Annotated in this window: 11 protein-coding genes; 3 read left to right on the forward strand and 8 right to left on the reverse strand. The window is 70.7% G+C overall.

The genetic code is table 11. The features are described 5' to 3' along the window. Positions 1-43: 43 nt before the first annotated feature. Entirely contained in the window at positions 44-415 is a 372-nt protein-coding gene (locus U9J66_RS23025; RefSeq protein WP_014910506.1) for a hypothetical protein, read from the reverse strand. Positions 416-999: 584 nt separating this feature from the next. Here U9J66_RS23025 and U9J66_RS23030 point away from each other — a divergent pair. Both U9J66_RS23030 and vapB read left to right on the forward strand, forming a co-directional pair. Beyond that, positions 1,000-2,292 (forward strand): MFS transporter, encoded by a 1,293-nt coding sequence (locus U9J66_RS23030; RefSeq protein ID WP_017533053.1) that lies wholly within the window; start codon positions 1,000-1,002, stop codon positions 2,290-2,292. Between the two features lie 99 nt (positions 2,293-2,391). Next, positions 2,392-2,613 carry a type II toxin-antitoxin system VapB family antitoxin gene (gene vapB, locus U9J66_RS23035; protein WP_042284504.1) on the forward strand — a complete coding sequence of 74 codons (222 nt, stop codon included), beginning with the start codon at positions 2,392-2,394 and terminating at the stop codon, positions 2,611-2,613. Between the two features lie 104 nt (positions 2,614-2,717). Here vapB and U9J66_RS23040 read toward each other — a convergent pair whose 3' ends face one another. After that, positions 2,718-3,530 carry a VanZ family protein gene (locus U9J66_RS23040; protein WP_326338701.1) on the reverse strand — a complete coding sequence of 271 codons (813 nt, stop codon included), beginning with the start codon at positions 3,528-3,530 and terminating at the stop codon, positions 2,718-2,720. 388 nt (positions 3,531-3,918) lie between these two features. On the opposite strand from U9J66_RS23040, the gene U9J66_RS23045 reads away from it, so the two are divergent. Next, positions 3,919-5,418: a DUF4190 domain-containing protein gene (locus U9J66_RS23045; protein ID WP_326338703.1), complete on the forward strand. Its 1,500-nt coding sequence runs from the start codon at positions 3,919-3,921 to the stop codon at positions 5,416-5,418. Positions 5,419-5,524: 106 nt separating this feature from the next. Here the strand turns inward: U9J66_RS23045 and U9J66_RS23050 are convergent, their stop codons facing one another. From U9J66_RS23050 to U9J66_RS23075, 6 genes are all read right to left on the reverse strand, one after another. Further along, positions 5,525-7,342, reverse strand: coding sequence for an acyl-CoA dehydrogenase (locus U9J66_RS23050; protein WP_014913041.1), 1,818 nt, complete (start codon positions 7,340-7,342; stop codon positions 5,525-5,527). Positions 7,343-7,599: 257 nt separating this feature from the next. Next, the gene (locus U9J66_RS23055) at positions 7,600-9,300 is read right to left on the reverse strand and encodes a thiopeptide-type bacteriocin biosynthesis protein (protein ID WP_326338705.1); all 1,701 of its coding nucleotides are present in this window, start codon (positions 9,298-9,300) and stop codon (positions 7,600-7,602) included. Further along, complete coding sequence (locus U9J66_RS23060) at positions 9,297-10,712, reverse strand: hypothetical protein (protein WP_442789870.1); 1,416 nt, start codon at positions 10,710-10,712, stop codon at positions 9,297-9,299. Before U9J66_RS23060 ends, U9J66_RS23055 begins: the two co-directional genes overlap by 4 nt. Continuing rightward, positions 10,664-12,487, reverse strand: a complete 1,824-nt coding sequence (locus tag U9J66_RS23065) for a YcaO-like family protein (RefSeq protein ID WP_326338708.1) — start codon at positions 12,485-12,487, stop codon at positions 10,664-10,666. The genes U9J66_RS23060 and U9J66_RS23065 overlap by 49 nt, the downstream gene beginning before the upstream one ends. A gap of 11 nt (positions 12,488-12,498) precedes the next feature. Next, positions 12,499-14,094: a hypothetical protein gene (locus U9J66_RS23070; protein ID WP_326338709.1), complete on the reverse strand. Its 1,596-nt coding sequence runs from the start codon at positions 14,092-14,094 to the stop codon at positions 12,499-12,501. Next, positions 14,087-15,241, reverse strand: a complete 1,155-nt coding sequence (locus U9J66_RS23075) for a lantibiotic dehydratase C-terminal domain-containing protein (RefSeq protein ID WP_042284370.1) — start codon at positions 15,239-15,241, stop codon at positions 14,087-14,089. Before U9J66_RS23075 ends, U9J66_RS23070 begins: the two co-directional genes overlap by 8 nt. Between the last annotated feature and the right edge of the window lies 1 nt (position 15,242).

Genomic DNA, 15,242 nt, shown 5'->3' on the forward strand with positions numbered 1-15,242 from the left:
CGTGGAGCGGTGTGCGCGTGTGCCGGCCCGGGAGTGACACGTCCTAGGCGGCGACCGGCTGGCGGTGCGTGTAGTAGTGCGCGGGCTCGGGGATCCGAGCGAAGGGGTTGAGCAGGGCGGCGGCCCCGGCGGGGTCGCTCGCGGGATGCGAGACGGTGCCGCCCTGGAGCAGGTCGTTCCAGAAGAAGCGGCCGTCGCGGCACCAGACGTTGACGTCGCGCATGACGGAGGCGACGGCCATCTCCGAGGTACCGGACCAGTACAGGGGACGGGTGGCCACGGAGGCGAGCTCCTTCAGCAGCGCCGTGATGGCGCGCTGGGCGCAGAAGGCGTGGCGGGGCTTGTGCTTGACCCGTCTGGCGAGTGCCGACTTCGCCCGGGAGGCCCGGGGGTTGTTCAGGCGCCAGTGACTCAAGGTCGTCTCCAGTAAGTGTCGGGTACCGCGGGGTGTGCTGACCGTGTGCGCTTGTTGCGGCCACGACGCCGCGGTGTGAGAGGGGTGTGACGCCTTACGGAGCCGACGGGCCCTTCTCCGCGAAGTTGGTGAGGTGTGAACCAAGTCGTTACCTCGTAGTTATCCTTCGCGTTCCGGATGCTAGCAGCAACCAACCCCATGTAGTCGAGGCTTCAAAGAGTGGTGCATCTCACATCTAACAGATGCGCATCGACCTGTTTGGAATACGAATGTCCATGTCATGTGGGGTTATTCGAACATGCGTTCATGGTCTTGAAGTGGGATATCGGGCCCTTGGTCCCATGTCGGTTGTCGTCAGTCTCACCCGATTCGACGACTCTGGGGCTGTTTTCGATCACTCAGGGTGACTTATTGCCGCTTGTTGGGGATGGGGGCACCTGAGAACGGTCTTTACCAAGGGCGGACCCGCCGCACAGGCGGACATTCCCGTTCGTTTCGCGTTCCTGGTCACCCCCGGTGCGGTGGGCCTTCACCCGCGTGGAGGACACTGGTGGGCGCTCCGAAAGCAAGAGAGAAGTGGCGAAGTGACCCAGACCGAGACATCCGGTGGCAGGACGACAGCAAACGGAGACTCTTCCGCCGAGCCCGTGGGCGGGTCGCGCGCCTGGTTGGTCTGGGGTGTCGCGGTGGGCGGCTACTTCCTGGCGATGCTGCACCGTAACGGTCTGGGGGTCGCGGCCCTGGAGGCCCAGAGCCGGTTCGACGTGGGACCCGCCCTCCTTTCCCTGCTTCCGATGCTCCAGCTGCTGATCTACGTGCTGCTCCAGGTGCCGGCCGGACTGCTCGCCGACCGGCTCGGCCCGCGCTACACCCTGGTCATGGGTGCGATCGCGATGGCCCTCGGGTCGCTCCTCTTCGCCCTCGCCCCGGGGATCGAGGTGGCCGTAGCCGGGCGGTTCCTCATCGGGCTCGGCGACGCGCTCGTCTTCCTCAACGTGATCCGTCTGGCCGCCCTGTGGTTCCCCCGGTCGCGCTACGCGCTGGTCAGCGGGTTGACCGGTGTGGTCGGCGGCAGTGGGCAGGTGGCCAGTGCCGCACCGATGGCCTGGGCCCTCGACAACGTCGGTTGGGTCGCGGCCTTCCTCGCCACCGGTGGTCTCACCGTGCTCATGGCGCTCCTGGTGCTTCTGGTCGTACGGGACCGTCCCGAGGGCGCGGCCGGTCGTTCCACCGTCGCCGAACCCATCTCCGTGTGGGAGGCGCTCAAGGAGGCGTTGAGGGCGGACGGCCCCCGGATCGGGATGGCGCACCACGCGGCCGTCATGGCTCCGTTCACGATGATGATGGTGCTGTGGGGCTACCCGTTCCTCGTGAACGGCCTGGGCCTGGCCGAGGGGACCGCCGCGCTCGGACTCACCGGACTCGCCGCCGGGGCCCTGTGGGTGGCGCCGGTCGCCGGCGCCCTGATCGGACGGCGGCCGGGAGTACGCGTCCACCTGGCCCTGATCTTGGGCGGATCGCTGAGCCTGGGGTGGCTGCTGTTGGTGGCGTGGCCGGGAGGGCCGCCGGTGGCACTGGGGATCACGGTGCTGGCGGTGAGCGCGCTGGGGCAGACCGTCGCGCCCACCATCTCCTTCGACTTCGCGCGCGACGGGATCCCGGCGAGCCGCACCGGGGTGGCCTCCGGTCTCGTCAACATGAGCGGCTTCAGCACCGCGGTCGTCTGCACCGTGGCGGCGGGCCTTCTCCTTCAGGCGCTGCCCGACGAGCCGACCTCCTACCAGTGGGCGTTCACCCCGATGGCGGTCGGCACGACCCTGGCCACGGTGGCGCTGGCGTTCTTCATCCGCGCGCGCTCCCGGAACCTCGCCTCCTGACGGACGGACGATCGAGAGGACCCCATCGGCGGTCGATCGGAGATCCGCACGACCACCGCCGGGCTTGAGATCGTTGAGCGTCACTTGGAGGTGGTCCTCATGGCCGACATCCTGATCCGCGATGTGCCGGACAGTGTTCTACGGGCGATCGACGCCGATGCCAAGAGACAGGGGTTGTCTCGGAGCGAGTATCTGAGGCGTTCTCTGGAGCGGACGGCCCGCTCTTTCGAGGCCTCGGTGACCGTCGGTGACCTCGAACTCTTCGCGGAGGCCTTCTCCGACCTTCAAGACCCGGATGTCATGAAACGAGCCTGGGAATGATCTGGAGGATCGCGCGGTGAAGGTTCGGTCCGATGCTCGCGGACAGAGGACGGCACCGCGCTCCGGGCGTCCTCGTTCTCGTCCCTCGCATCGACGGGGCGCGCTCACGCAGGCTCGGGGTGAGAGGGGGAGGGGCGACGTGGAGGGAGAAGGGAGACCACGCCGACGGCGACCAGCGCGAACAGGGTGCCGAGCAAGGAGCCCACTCCGTTGACCAGCAGGTCGCCTGTGTCCGCCAGTCGGCCGGTCGCCAGGGCCCACTGGCCCGTCTCGATGAGCAGGGAGAGAACGGGGCCGAAGAGCAGGCGGGCCGCCCAGGAGCCGAAGGCGAAGAACGCCGCGACCCCGATCGGTACGAACAACAGGGTGTTGAGGACACGCTCTTGCAGGGCGAGCCCGCCGCTGTGGCCCCAAAGGCCCTCCTGTTCCAGCCGCTCCGCATAGTCCGCCTGCTGTTCCAGTTCCTCCTCGACGAGCGCCACCGTCGGAGGCGACTCCATCCGGTCTCCGTTCACGTCGGTGACGGTCAGCTCTCCCGGCTCCCCGTGGACGAACAGCGCCTCGGTGCCGGGGGTGCCCCATGTGTCGCGCTCCCGTGGGGTGAGCTCCTTGTGGGAGTAGTGGACGGTGCTCCCGTCTTCGAGGGTCACTCCGAAGCTCGCGAGGGGGTCGGGGGCGTCGCCGATGTCCTGGAAGGAGAGGGTGGGGTCCCAGATCACCGAACGGCCCCCCTCGCCGGGCGACAGGTGGGCGGAGAGCGGGGCGATGAGGACCGCTATGTAGAGGGCGCCCGAGAGGAGGGTGAGGGCGCGTATCGGGGGTCGTGCGCGGGCGAGGAACAGCGCCACTGTGAACGACAGGAGGAGGGCCACCGTGACGGTGGTCGGGTTCACGAGGTAGAGAACGGTCCATAGCACCCCGAAAGGCTAGTGCCGAAGTGGGCGGTCTCCCAGGGGCCGAAGCCACTTCGAAGAGCGGATGTCCTCCCATCGGATTTCGGGATCTCCGTTGATTCGATGAGCCCTTTGGGAGGGCGTTTCGAAGGAACGGGTGCTTTATCTGCAATCCCCGATCGTTCGGCGGTGGTGTGCCAGGATCCACTGTGATGTAGGGCCTCCAACGAGGTGGGAGTGTGTGATGTTGTTCCTCTGGTATGGAAAATAAGAGGACACGTTCGGATTGGGGAATCCGTTATCGAATTCTGTCTTGTTCTCTTTCGGTGCGTCGTTATAGTGGTGCTCTCTTCCGAAGCGCGGACGTGTGCGCCACCGTGACGCCTGCCATCGGACCCGAACGGGGGCACCTTTGTCAGACGTCGAGACGCTCGTTTCCCAGGTCCTTCCGTACATCCGGAGCGCGATCGACGCCTACGGGCGGGCGGTGCTCTCACAGACGGGGAAGGTCGCGGCCTCCGGCACCGTGGGCCTCGGGCAGCGGATACTGTCGGCCCTCCTGCGTCGTGGCGGGAAGGACTCGGAGGTCGGTGTCGCGGTCGAGAGGCTCGCCGCGGCGCCGAACGATCCCGCCGCGCTCGGAGACCTCCACGCCCGGATCGGGCGGGCCCTGCGCGAAGAACCGGGGCTGGCGGCGGAACTCTCCGCCATGGTGGAGACGCGGGTGTCCTGGTCGACGGTCTCGGGACACCACAACGTGGGTGTGGGCGGCGACCACCAGGGGCCGATCCACCTGGGCGACAACACCAGCAACGTGCACCACACGGTGCACAACACCGTCCACGAGAGAAAGATCAGTGGTCTTTCGATCGCGGCGCTGGTCCTCGGGCTGCTGGGCTTCCTCATCCTGCCCATCCCCGTCGCCGTCGTTCTCGGGATCATCGCCCTCGTCCAGGTGTTGAGGGCCCCGTCCTCGACACAGCTCGCGGAGACGGGCCGGGCGGGAGGGACCCCTTCCGGCCCCGGCGGCCCCTCCATGTCGCCGGAGGCCCAAGGGTCGATGGCCGGCCCGCCGGTGTCCACGGGCCCTTCCGGCCCCGGTGCCTTTCCACCCTCCCCTACCCCTTCCGGCCCCGGCACGCCCTCCGATACCGGCGCTCACACCGGCCCCTGGACCCCCTCCGCCGGAGGCCCCGGCGCTCCGGCGGACCCTGGAATCGGGGCGTTCCCGCCGCCGCTCCCCGAGCCGGCGGGCGCGGCGGCCTCGTTCACTCCGTCGGCGGCGCCCGCTGCTGCCTTCGCCCCGGCGGCCGGTGGGGGAGGGGCCGCGGCCGGAGGCGGTTTCGCGGCGGCCAAGGCGATCAGTGTGGTCTTCGCGGTGTTCGGGCTCCTGGCGGCCTGCCTGTGGGGCCTGGGCTGGACGGCCGCGGTCGTGGTCCTCGTCGAGGCGGAGACCGTCTCCCAGGCGTCGGGGGACACGGACACCGGGATGTCGGGCACGGAGGACCCCTTCGCCGGCGGGGAGGAGATCTCCCCGGCCGATCTCTGCGAGCCCTCTCCCGGGTACGCGACGGTCTGCACCCTGGAGTCGGGGGACTGCTTCCTCGAACCCGCGGGCACGGAGTTCTACGAGGTGGAGCTCACCTCGTGCGGCGAGGCGCACGACGCCCAGGTGATCGGCTCCTACTCCCCTTCGGGCGAGGTGTGGCCCGGGTGGGGGTCCTTCGACGCCGACATCGACGCGACCTGTGGCCCCATGAGCGAACAGGCCCTGGATCCGGCGTTCACGCCGTCCACGTACTACGTCGGCTACATCGCGCCGAACGAGTCCGCCTGGGACTACGGGATCAGGGAGGCCTTCTGTTACGTGTCCGCCGACGGAGAGTCGTGGACCACGTCCCTCCTGTGGTGACCCCGGGCGGGCCCGGGAGACGCCGAGGGGCGGGACGGTCGTCGGACCGTCCCGCCCCTCGGGCGATGTTCTCCTCCGGTGGCCGCGGGCCTCCGAAGCGTGGAGACTAGAAGGCCTCCTCGGGGACCTCCATGACGCCCAGGTTCACGTTCTGGGCGATCTTCAGCTCGGCGGTCACGCGCGGCAGGAACTGCTCGGCGAAGAAGGTCGCGGCGGCGATCTTGCCGGTGTAGAAGTTCTTGTCGTCCTCGTCGGCGCCGTCGATGCTGTTGAGGGCGACCTCGGCCTGGCGCAGCAGCAGCCAGGCCAGGACCACGTCACCGAAGGCGAAGAGCAGGCGGACCGAGTTCAGGCCGACCTTGTACAGCTCGCGGGAGTCCTCGGCGGAGCCCATGGCGTGGCCGACCATGATCTCGACCATCTTCTCGACGTCGCCGAGGGCCTTCAGCAGGAGCGCGCGCTCCTCCTTCAGGCGGCCGTTGCCGGCCTCGCTCTCGGCGAAGGCCTTGATCTCGGCGGACAGCTTGCCGATGGCCTGGCCGCCGTTCTTCACGATCTTGCGGAAGAAGAAGTCCTGGGCCTGGATCGCGGTGGTGCCCTCGTAGAGGGTGTCGATCTTGGCGTCGCGGATGTACTGCTCGATCGGGTATTCCTGAAGGAACCCGGAGCCGCCCAGGGTCTGGAGGGACTCGGCGAGCAGCGCGTAGGAGCGCTCCGAGCCGACACCCTTGACGATCGGCAGCAGGAGGTCGTTCATGGCCTCCAGCTCGGTGACGTCCTCGCCCTTGGACTTGGCGACCTGGATCGCGTCCTGCTGGGTGGCGGTGAAGATGACCAGCGAGCGCATGGCCTCCACGTACGCCTTCTGCGTCATGAGGCTGCGACGCACGTCCGGGTGGTGGGTGATGGTGACCTTCGGGGAGTTCTTGCTCCCGGCGAGGTCGTTGCCCTGGACGCGGTTCTTGGCGTACTCCAGGGCGTTGAGGTAGCCCGTGGAGAGGGTGGCGATCGCCTTCGTCCCGACCATCATGCGCGCGTACTCGATGATGAGGAACATCTGACGGATGCCGTCGTGCTTGTCACCGACGAGGTAGCCGATGGCGGGGTGCTTGTCGCCGAAGGTCAGCTCGCAGGTGGTGGAGGCCTTGAGGCCCATCTTGTGCTCGACGTTGGTCACGTAGGCGCCGTTGCGCTCACCGAGGGAGCCGTCCTCGTTGACCAGGTACTTCGGCACGAGGAAGAGCGAGAGGCCCTTGGTGCCGGGGCCGGCGCCCTCGGGGCGCGCCAGCACCAGGTGGAAGATGTTCTCGGTCATGTCCTGCTCGGCCGAGGTGATGAAGCGCTTCACACCCTCGATGTGCCAGGTGCCGTCGCCCTGGTCGACGGCCTTGGTGCGGCCGGCGCCGACGTCCGAGCCGGCGTCGGGCTCGGTCAGCACCATGGTGGCGCCCCAGCCGCGCTCGATGGCCTGCTCGGCGAACTTCTTCTGCGCCTCGTTGCCCTCGGAGTGGAGGATGCTCGCGAAGCCGGGGCCCGCGGAGTACATGTGGATGGAGGGGTTCGAGCCCAGGATGAGCTCGGCCGCGGACCAGACGAGGGAGCGGGGGGCGCCGAGGCCGCCGAGCTCCTGGGGGAGGTCGAGGTTGTACCAGCCGGCGTCCATGTAGGCCTGGTAGGACTTCTTCAGGCTTTCGGGGATGGCGACGGTGTTGGTCTTGGGGTCGAAGACCGGCGGGTTGCGGTCCGCGTCCTCGAAGGACTCGGCGACGACACCGGTGGCGAGACGGTTGATCTCGTCCAGGATGGTGCGCGCGGTCTCCTCGTCCAGCTCCTCGAAGGGGCCCTGGCCCAGCAGGTCCTGGCGCCGGAACAGCTCGAAGAGGTTGAACTCGATGTCGCGCAGGTTGCTCTTGTAATGCGTCATGGACAGCTCCGCTGTGTCCCTTGCCGCGGTGTCTGTACACGCGGATCTACCGACTAGTAACAAGTCAATGTTACTACTGAGTAGCCCCCGGCGCCAGTAGCGAGGTGCGCGTGTGACGCCAAGTACGCGTCAAAAGTGCGAAAGTAAGGAAAGTGCAACTTTCGGACATCCGTGACGATCGGCATCGGTCGTGCCGAAAAGGGGGCCGGGCGGTCCGGAGCCGTCGGGACCTGCCGGACCGCACCTCACCCTGTTATCTACCCTCGTTCGCCGGAGCCCACCGGGATCAGGGAGAGCACCGTCCGGTCGATCCCGTCCAGGTGCAGCAGCGCGTTGGCCGCGTCGTCGGCGAACCCGGAGACCACCAGGGACCGCAGCCCCAACGCCGTGGCGCACAACGACAGGTTCTGCGCCACGTGACCGCACTCTTGGAGCAGCAGGCGCAGCGCCCTCTGCCCGTACCCCTCGCGCAACCGGCCCAGGTCTCCGACCAGCACCACCAGGGCGCCCAGGCCGTCGGCCACCACGCCGGGCCGTCCGTCGGCCTCCGCGCGCAGGAAGGGGGAGAGCTCGATGAGCCGCTCCACGTCCGCGGGGCCGTCCGCCCTCAGTAGCCGGTGCCCTTCCGCACGGTAGCGGTAGGTGCCGGCCTCCAACCCCTCCACGTGACGGACCAGCACCCACACCTCCGTGGCGTAGGCCGCACCCGGCGAGGGGTGCGTACGCGGGGGGCGATGTCGTCCCGTCCGTCCGCCCCGGGTACGGCTGAGACCGGCGGAGTGCCCGAGCAGGTCGGAGAGCTCGGACAGGTCCATCCGAGACGAGAGGTCCCCGTGGGCGCTCTCACGCTCGGCCAGAGCCTCGCCCAACGTCATGGTCAACGGCCCGGGCTCGGGCAGTTCCACGACCGGGGCCGCCAGAGCCCCGGGGCGTTCGCCCTCCGGCGCCACCTCCCGAGGGGCGTGCTCGCCCGCCATCGTTCCGGGAAGGTACTTGCCGGCCTCCAGGTACACCCGATCCGGGGCGCTCACGCCGGGCTCGAAGTAGTCGCCCGGCGGCTCCCAGCGCGGGTAGGACAACGACAGCAGCCAGGAGATCCGACGCTCGTCGTCGATGTCCAGGCCGAGCCGGTTGCAGGTCATGTGCAGCAGCGACCACATGATCCGATCGATGCCGTTGGCCAACCCCTCCTCCGCGTCGATCCGACGCAGCCGGTCGACCGTCGCGCGCATCTCCCGGTGCCACAGATGGTGGGTGGACGACCCCTCGCCCGCCACCAGCCGCTCCACCTTCGGTCGACGCTGCAACCAACGAGAGGGGGAGGCGTGGAAGAGCCGTTCCGCCTCCGACCGGGCCCGGGCGTCACCACGCGCCACCTCCGCCGAGAAGTCCCAGGTGGAGTGGTAGCCGCGCGCCTGGCGGACCGCCTCCACGTCGTCGAACCCCAGCGCCCCGAACGCCAGGGTGGCGAGGTCGACCGCCACCACCTGACGCTGCCCGGGCTGGGGGGCCGAGCGCAGGACCGCCAGGGAGATCCTGGTGCTCGCGCAGAAGAAGTCCTCACAGACCTCCAGGGCCCGGGGGCCGCCGTAGCGTTCGGTCTCGGGTTCGTAGATCGCCTCCAGCACGTCGCCGTCGGTGTGCCACCGCTCCGGGTCGGCCTGGGGCAGATCCGAATAGTAGGAGTCGCGGTCCAGTTCCAGGGCGCTCGCCGAGGTCTCCTTGGCCAGGACGCGCATGCGTTCGGCGAAACCCGCCACGGCGTCGGGGTCGGCGTTGAGGAAGCGGGCGCGAACATGCGGTCCGCCGTCCCAATAACGCAGGTAGAACCAGTCCTCGGCGTGACCGCCCTCGACCAGCTCCCGCGCCGCCGGGGCGAGGTGTTCCAGGAGGAAGGAGTCGATGTCGGCACGACCGCGGTGCAGGTGGACGTACACGGCCGACCAGGTGCGGGTCATGGGGCCTCCGGGGGATCGGCGTCGACGGGGATGTCCATGTAGGTGCCGCGTTCGGCGCGCACCCACAGTTGGTAGGCGGGGGTCTGCCCGGGCTCCAGCCCCAGGACCGCCCCCCATTCCTCCTCGGCGTAGTTGCGCATGGGGCGGGCGCACAGCCCGGTGGCGGCGGCACCGAGGCACCCCCATTGGGCGATCCAGCCGAGAAGGGTGTGCAGGATCGGTTCGGCGTGCCGGCCGTGGGCGCGTGCCCACGAGGGGAAGTCCACGGCGAGAGTGTGTCCGAGCGTGGCGGAGAAGTTGGTCTCCCCGGTACGCGGGACCTCGCGCTCGGGGCCCGCGCCGCCGTCGGGGGCCAGTTCGCGTACCACGCGGTCGTCGACCCGATCCTCGCGCAGGGCGTGCCGGTACAGGCGTGGCGCCCCGGCCGTCCCGGCGGCCGAGTGGACCTCGGCGAGCGCCGCGACCAGCGACGACGTCACCCCGTCTCCCTCCTCGGGGGAGACGTGGGCACTGGTCACCAGGTTGGCGGTGGAGACCCCGCTGGTGCGCTCGTCCAACCAACGGCGGAGGGAACGTCCGGGGCGTGCCGCGACGGAGGCCGTGCGCGCCGTCGCCTCCGATGAGAGCTCCACCGTTCCAGCCGTCCCCGCCCCTTCCGAGGGCTCCAGGGTGAGCGCCGCGCTCGGTTCCATGCCCTCGGGCAGGAAGGGGGCGGCGTCGACGCAGGCGGGATGGGCCGGACCCACGTGGGTCCGGGGCGCCAGCCCCGCCCTGGTCAGGGTCAGTCCCAGGGTGGCCAGGAGATGGCCGCCCTCCAGGAGGGCCAGCGAGGGCCGCAGTCCGCCGTATTCGGGCGGATAGCGTCCGTGGTCCACCGCTACGACCACGCGGGCCCCGGCCAGCGCCGTCTCCGGATCGTCGGGTGCTCCGGAGTCGGTCAAGGGCTGGAGCGCGTGCGACAGCGGATCGACGCGCAGACACCAGTCCGTTCCGTGCCGGGGCAGGAGGAACAGGTCGGCTCCGAAGAGCCCCCGGGGCGACGGGTAGGCGCGGTGCACCGGGTAGCGGTCGGCCGCGGAGAGGCGCCGGACCCGCACCGCCTCGACGCAGGCGGCGAGCAGCCGCCGGCCCGAGGTCCACGACCCGCCGAGGTCGGGACCGGCGGCGTCGACCGCGCGGAGCGGGGCCAGGGCCGGCGACACCGGACGGACCTGCCCCGGAACCGGCCGGGCCAGGCCGTTCGAGATCTCTTCGCCGAAGAACAGTGTCTCCACGGCGGCCACGTCCTTGGCGTACGACTGCCGGTGGAAGTGCGCGAGCGCCTCGGCGCGGCCCCGCCCTTCGGGACCGCCGGTCGCGGCGATCACGGGAACGGATGCGGGATCGGGTACACCTCGCCGGGCGTCTCCCACGGGATCCCCCCTTCGATCAGCTCGGAGGCCCGCGTCAGCCGCTCCAGGGAACGAATGCGCAGATGGGTGTGGCCGAAGGTCATCGGCAGGGCGCCGGGCACGATCACCTTCACCGAGTGCGCGCCCACCGCCTCGGTATAGGGGGCGCCGCTCTGGTCCACGACGATCACGTCCAGGCCGAGCGCGTGCACGGCCGCCAGACGTTCGCGCAGTACGGCGGCCAGGTCGACGCCGGCGAAGGACGAGGGCCGACCGGCGACGAGTTCGTCCATGCCGACGACGCCGGCCGGGCGGCGCAGGAACTCCCACATCGGTCGGGCCTCCCAGAGACCGAACACGCCGGTGTGGTCCTCCAGGGTCCGAATGAGCGTGAAGTCGTCGAGCATCGGCCGGCAGCGCTCCACGGACACCGACTCCCGCATCCGCACCCACTTGGGGTACATCAGGGCGTTCGTGGCGGTCTCCTCGACGGCCGCCATCAGCGCCCGTCGAGGGTCGAGGTGGGTTCCGGTGGCCAGACTCAACGCGGGCGCGAGCCCTTCGCGCACCGCCCCCTCCTCGGCGGTGACCATCGCCAGGACGGTCGGAACACCCAGGTCGGAGGTGATGTCGAGCAGGGACAGCTCCAGGCCGCGCTCGGTGATCAGGTCGGTGAGGTGGTTCAGGTCCGGGTCGTCGACGCCCTCGATCCGGCGTGGTCGGGTGCGCGAGTACCAGGTGAGCAGGAAGGCGTCCCGTTCCACCACCTCGAACAGGCCGTACAGGACGGCCTCGGCCGGGGAACCGCCCACGGCGCAGCCGTTGGAGGACTCGTACAGGAAGCGCTCCTCGCGCGGTCCGGCGTGCCAGTAGGCGACGTGTTCGGGCACCAGGACGCGGCGGCGTTCCCGGGTGGACCAGCCCCACACCCAGGTGGTGGGGGTGGCCGGTGTGTAGGGGACCGGGTCGAAGGAGGGATGGCCGTACCACTCCTCCTCGTGGAGCCCCAGCAGGGCCGGGTCGACGGCGTCCGAGGCCAGCTCCGCGTAGGAGCCGCGCACGGTGGGTGTTCTCGACAGCCGACGCCCGCCGGTCACCCGTTCCACGCCTTCGAGGAGGGCGGGGACCTCGCTGTCGGTGAACCGGGTGGAGCGCCCGTAGCCGCCCTCGCGGGACGTGCGTCCTGGAGCGACGGTCTCACAGGTCACGAGGGCCAGTGGGGACTCCTCGTCCCGGTACATGTGGGCGGCGGGGCCGAACCGGAAGTCGAGCAGTCTCTCGCGCAGGACCTCGCGGTCCATCCTTCGAACACGCAGGGAGTCGCCGACCGTCGGCGCGGGTGTTTCCAGGCCGAGCGGGTCGGTGTCGTCCGCGCCCGCGCTCTCGTCACCGTTCCGAGGGCAGTGGTCGCAGTGCGGATGGGGGACGAAGCGGTGCCGGGTCAGGGTTCCGTCCCGGCGGTCCAGGGCGATCAGGGACAGCCGGAGGTCGGTCGGGTCGGTGGCGGTGACCAGCGCGTCGAACACCCCCTCCCACAGGTCGAGGAGGCCGTCGGGGGTCGGCCGGTGGACGGCCGTCTCGCCCTCGACGTCGTACCGCCAGAGACCGGCGCATCGCGCGCAGCCGCTCGCGCCGTCGGGGGTCCAGGGGCCGAGGAAGAGCAGCGGTCCACCCGTCGCGGTGTGCAGGATCCCTCCGTCGACCGGGAACTCGCGCGGGTGGTCCAGCGTGGCGCCGACCGGGAGCGCGTTCGCGTCGTCGGGGCGGGGCGGGATCGTTCCTCGAGTGTCGGCCACGGGGACACGTCCTAGCTCCATGAGGCCACCGCCGAGTGCACGCCGAGGTCGCGGAGCCGGTCCGCGCCCTCCGGAGCGGACAGGCGCACCGCGCGTGTCCCGAACGCCCAACGGGCGAGGTCGGAGAGCGTCCGCGAAGTGCCGCCGCCGCAGGCGTCCAGGGGTGGCCCTGGAGGCTCCTCGGCGAGTCGGGCCGAGGCGACCGCGCGGAGCAGCGCCTCCTGGACGGCGGTGTCGGGGTGCGGGGCCACGCCCTCGCCCGAGAACGCGTCCTCGGTCTCCGGGAGCACCCGGGCGCGGTGGAGCCCGTCGTCCGTGGCGTGGACGACCAGGCTCGCGGTCACACCCAGTCGCAGGGTGAGCGCGGCCCACAGACGGCGGGAACCGGGGGAGAGATCGGGCGCGGCCACGTCCTTCCAGCGCTCCCCGGGCATGCGCAGGGCCAGGTCGGCCACGGCCGCGCCGATCGCGGTCTCGGGCGTCAGCCCCAGCCCCAGGCCCACCGGGGCGGCGGAAGGGAGCCACACCTCGGGGCGCAGGGCACGGAGCAGGGCGTCCAGACGCGCCTCGGCGGTGGTGGGGCCGCAGCCGACCACCGTGCCGGAGCGGGCCAGACCCACCGGGAGTTGGGGCAGCGAGCCGGGGCGCGGCTCGGCCACCGGGCCGAACACCCGGTCCCACAGGTGGGTCACCGAGTCCAGGAGGGCGGGCACCTCGGGGGGCTCGGCCGCTTCCCACACGGGGACCGGGCCGGTGGCCTCGGGGTTCAGCGGGGAAAGGACCGAGAACACGCGCGGTTCGCTGACGAGCTCGTCCGTGGTCACCATGAACTCCGCGTCCTCGGCGGGCGCGGCGTCCTCGGCGTCCCTGGCCACGTGGGCCACCAGGGCCAGCGCCAGTTGGGCGCAGACCAGGGTGTGGACGAGCCGGGACGCGCCCTCGTCCGGGGCGGTGCCGTTCGCGGTCTCCTTTCGGGAGGCGAACCATCTCCGCAGCGGCGCGACCAGGTCCGGGCCGGCCGACCGATCACGGGGACCGGACAGCCACAGGCCGCCGCCCGAGGCGATCAGGTGCTCGGCGGGTTCGCCCTCGGCCGGCTCCCACCGGGTGGTCAACAGAAGGGGGCTCTCCGGAGCGTCCTCGGGGTCGACCCGGACCGTGCCGACGCCGGCCCTCACCAGAGCGCGCGCCGCCTCGGCGGCCAGCTCCGGGTGGGACGAACGGACACGGACCGTGCCCTCGCGCAGCGCCGCCAGCGCGGCGTGCGGGCGGCGGGTCAGGGACTCCAGATGCGGGTAGGCGGCCCGTTCCGCCGGGTCGAGGTCCTCGGGCTCGGGTTCGAGTTCGCGGAGGAAACCGTGCTCCTCCAGTTGGTCGAGGATGCTCGCCAGGAAGGGACGGCCGCGTTCGGGGAAACCGCCCAGGAGGGTCTCCCGTTCGAAACCGGCGCGCAACGTCGGCTCCAGGGCGCGCCACACCGTGTCGGCCCGGGACCCCCGGACCACGACGGCGGTGGCGCCCATGCTCAACGCCACCCCCTCCTCGGCGAGGGAACGCGCGCGCACGGCGCTCTTGAGACGGACGGGGTTCGTGGAGGGCTCAGACATCGCCGTCACCCCTCCACGGCAGGGTCGGCCGCAGCTCGGGGTCCCGACTCTGGTGGTCGACGACCCTGCGGACCGTCTCCTCCCAGGACTCGCCCACCACCTCTTGGGCGGCCTCGGTGAGCAGGTACGCCACCGAGTAGCGCTGGATCGGCGTCACGCCCATCAACGGAAGGAGGTCGAAGAAGCAGTTGATGACGAAGCGGAACGCGGCGAACCCGTGCCCGTCACCGAGCCGGGTGAAGTCCAACTTGCGGAACTCACGGTGGAAGTCGCTGTAGGAACGCTCGTCGGAACCGCTCCACCGCACGCCCACGTCGTCGCCGAGCCGGGCCGCGGTCTCCTGCCGTTCGGGGTGCGGAAAGGGCAGGATGTGTCCCTGCCGGGCCAGCGCGACCGCCTCGGGCAGCCAACGGTCGACCCAGGTGCCCCAGGCCTCGGCGTAGGGGTCGGCGCCGTCGCCCTCGTGGATCCCGCGCAGGGTCGCCACCAGGTTCTCCCGCTGCCCTCGGTAGGAGGCGGCCAGCCGTTCCTGGGCCCGCCCTTCGGAGTCCGACCAGTGGAAGTACTCCTTCCAATGCGACAGGAACGCCTGGTAGCCGGACCTGAGCCCCCACTCGGGGTAGCGCGTGGCGATCGCGCCCATCCCGGAGAACACGTTCGCCGTCACCGCGCTCCGGCCTCCGCGTCCGTCGACCTGGTCGGCGACCCGGTCCAGGCCGTCGGTGAGCACCCGGCCCTTGAGCGCGATCGCCTCGGGGCCGCGCAGGAACGTGTCGACGGGATCGCCGGGCAGGCGGAGCACGGAGTTGTCCGGTGTCAGAGGGGAGTAGGGGCCCTCCACCAGCTCCAACCGGCCCATGCTCCGGGAGAAGCCCTCGTATTCGGCGGGGTCCAGCACCCTTCGCGAGGGGTGTCGTTCCACGAAGGCGGAGAGCCGTCGTTCGGCCCGGTCGGCCGCCTCGGCCACCGCCTCGGGGGATCCGTCCAGGTAGAGCACACAGTGCGGGCCGAGCCGCCAGTGCAGGTGGAGCCACGCGGCGGTGACCCCTTCCCTGGCGGCGGCCTCGCGCGCGGCGGGCACGAGACAGTCGCCCAACAGCGCGCTCTTGTCGCTGTCGTAGTAGGTCACTCTGAGTCCGACGGTCAAG

Source organism: Nocardiopsis sp. LDBS1602 (genome assembly GCF_035818715.1).
Classification (GTDB): Bacteria; Actinomycetota; Actinomycetes; order Streptosporangiales; family Streptosporangiaceae; genus Nocardiopsis; species Nocardiopsis alba.

Bases quoted from the DNA above. Each gene is read 5' to 3' on its own strand.
- vapB (WP_042284504.1), top strand. From the start codon at position 2,392: ATGGCCGACATCCTGATCCGCGATGTGCCGGACAGTGTTCTACGGGCG.
- U9J66_RS23050 (WP_014913041.1), bottom strand. From the start codon at position 7,342: ATGACGCATTACAAGAGCAACCTGCGCGACATCGAGTTCAACCTCTTC.
- U9J66_RS23055 (WP_326338705.1), bottom strand. From the start codon at position 9,300: ATGACCCGCACCTGGTCGGCCGTGTACGTCCACCTGCACCGCGGTCGT.
- U9J66_RS23070 (WP_326338709.1), bottom strand. From the start codon at position 14,094: ATGTCTGAGCCCTCCACGAACCCCGTCCGTCTCAAGAGCGCCGTGCGC.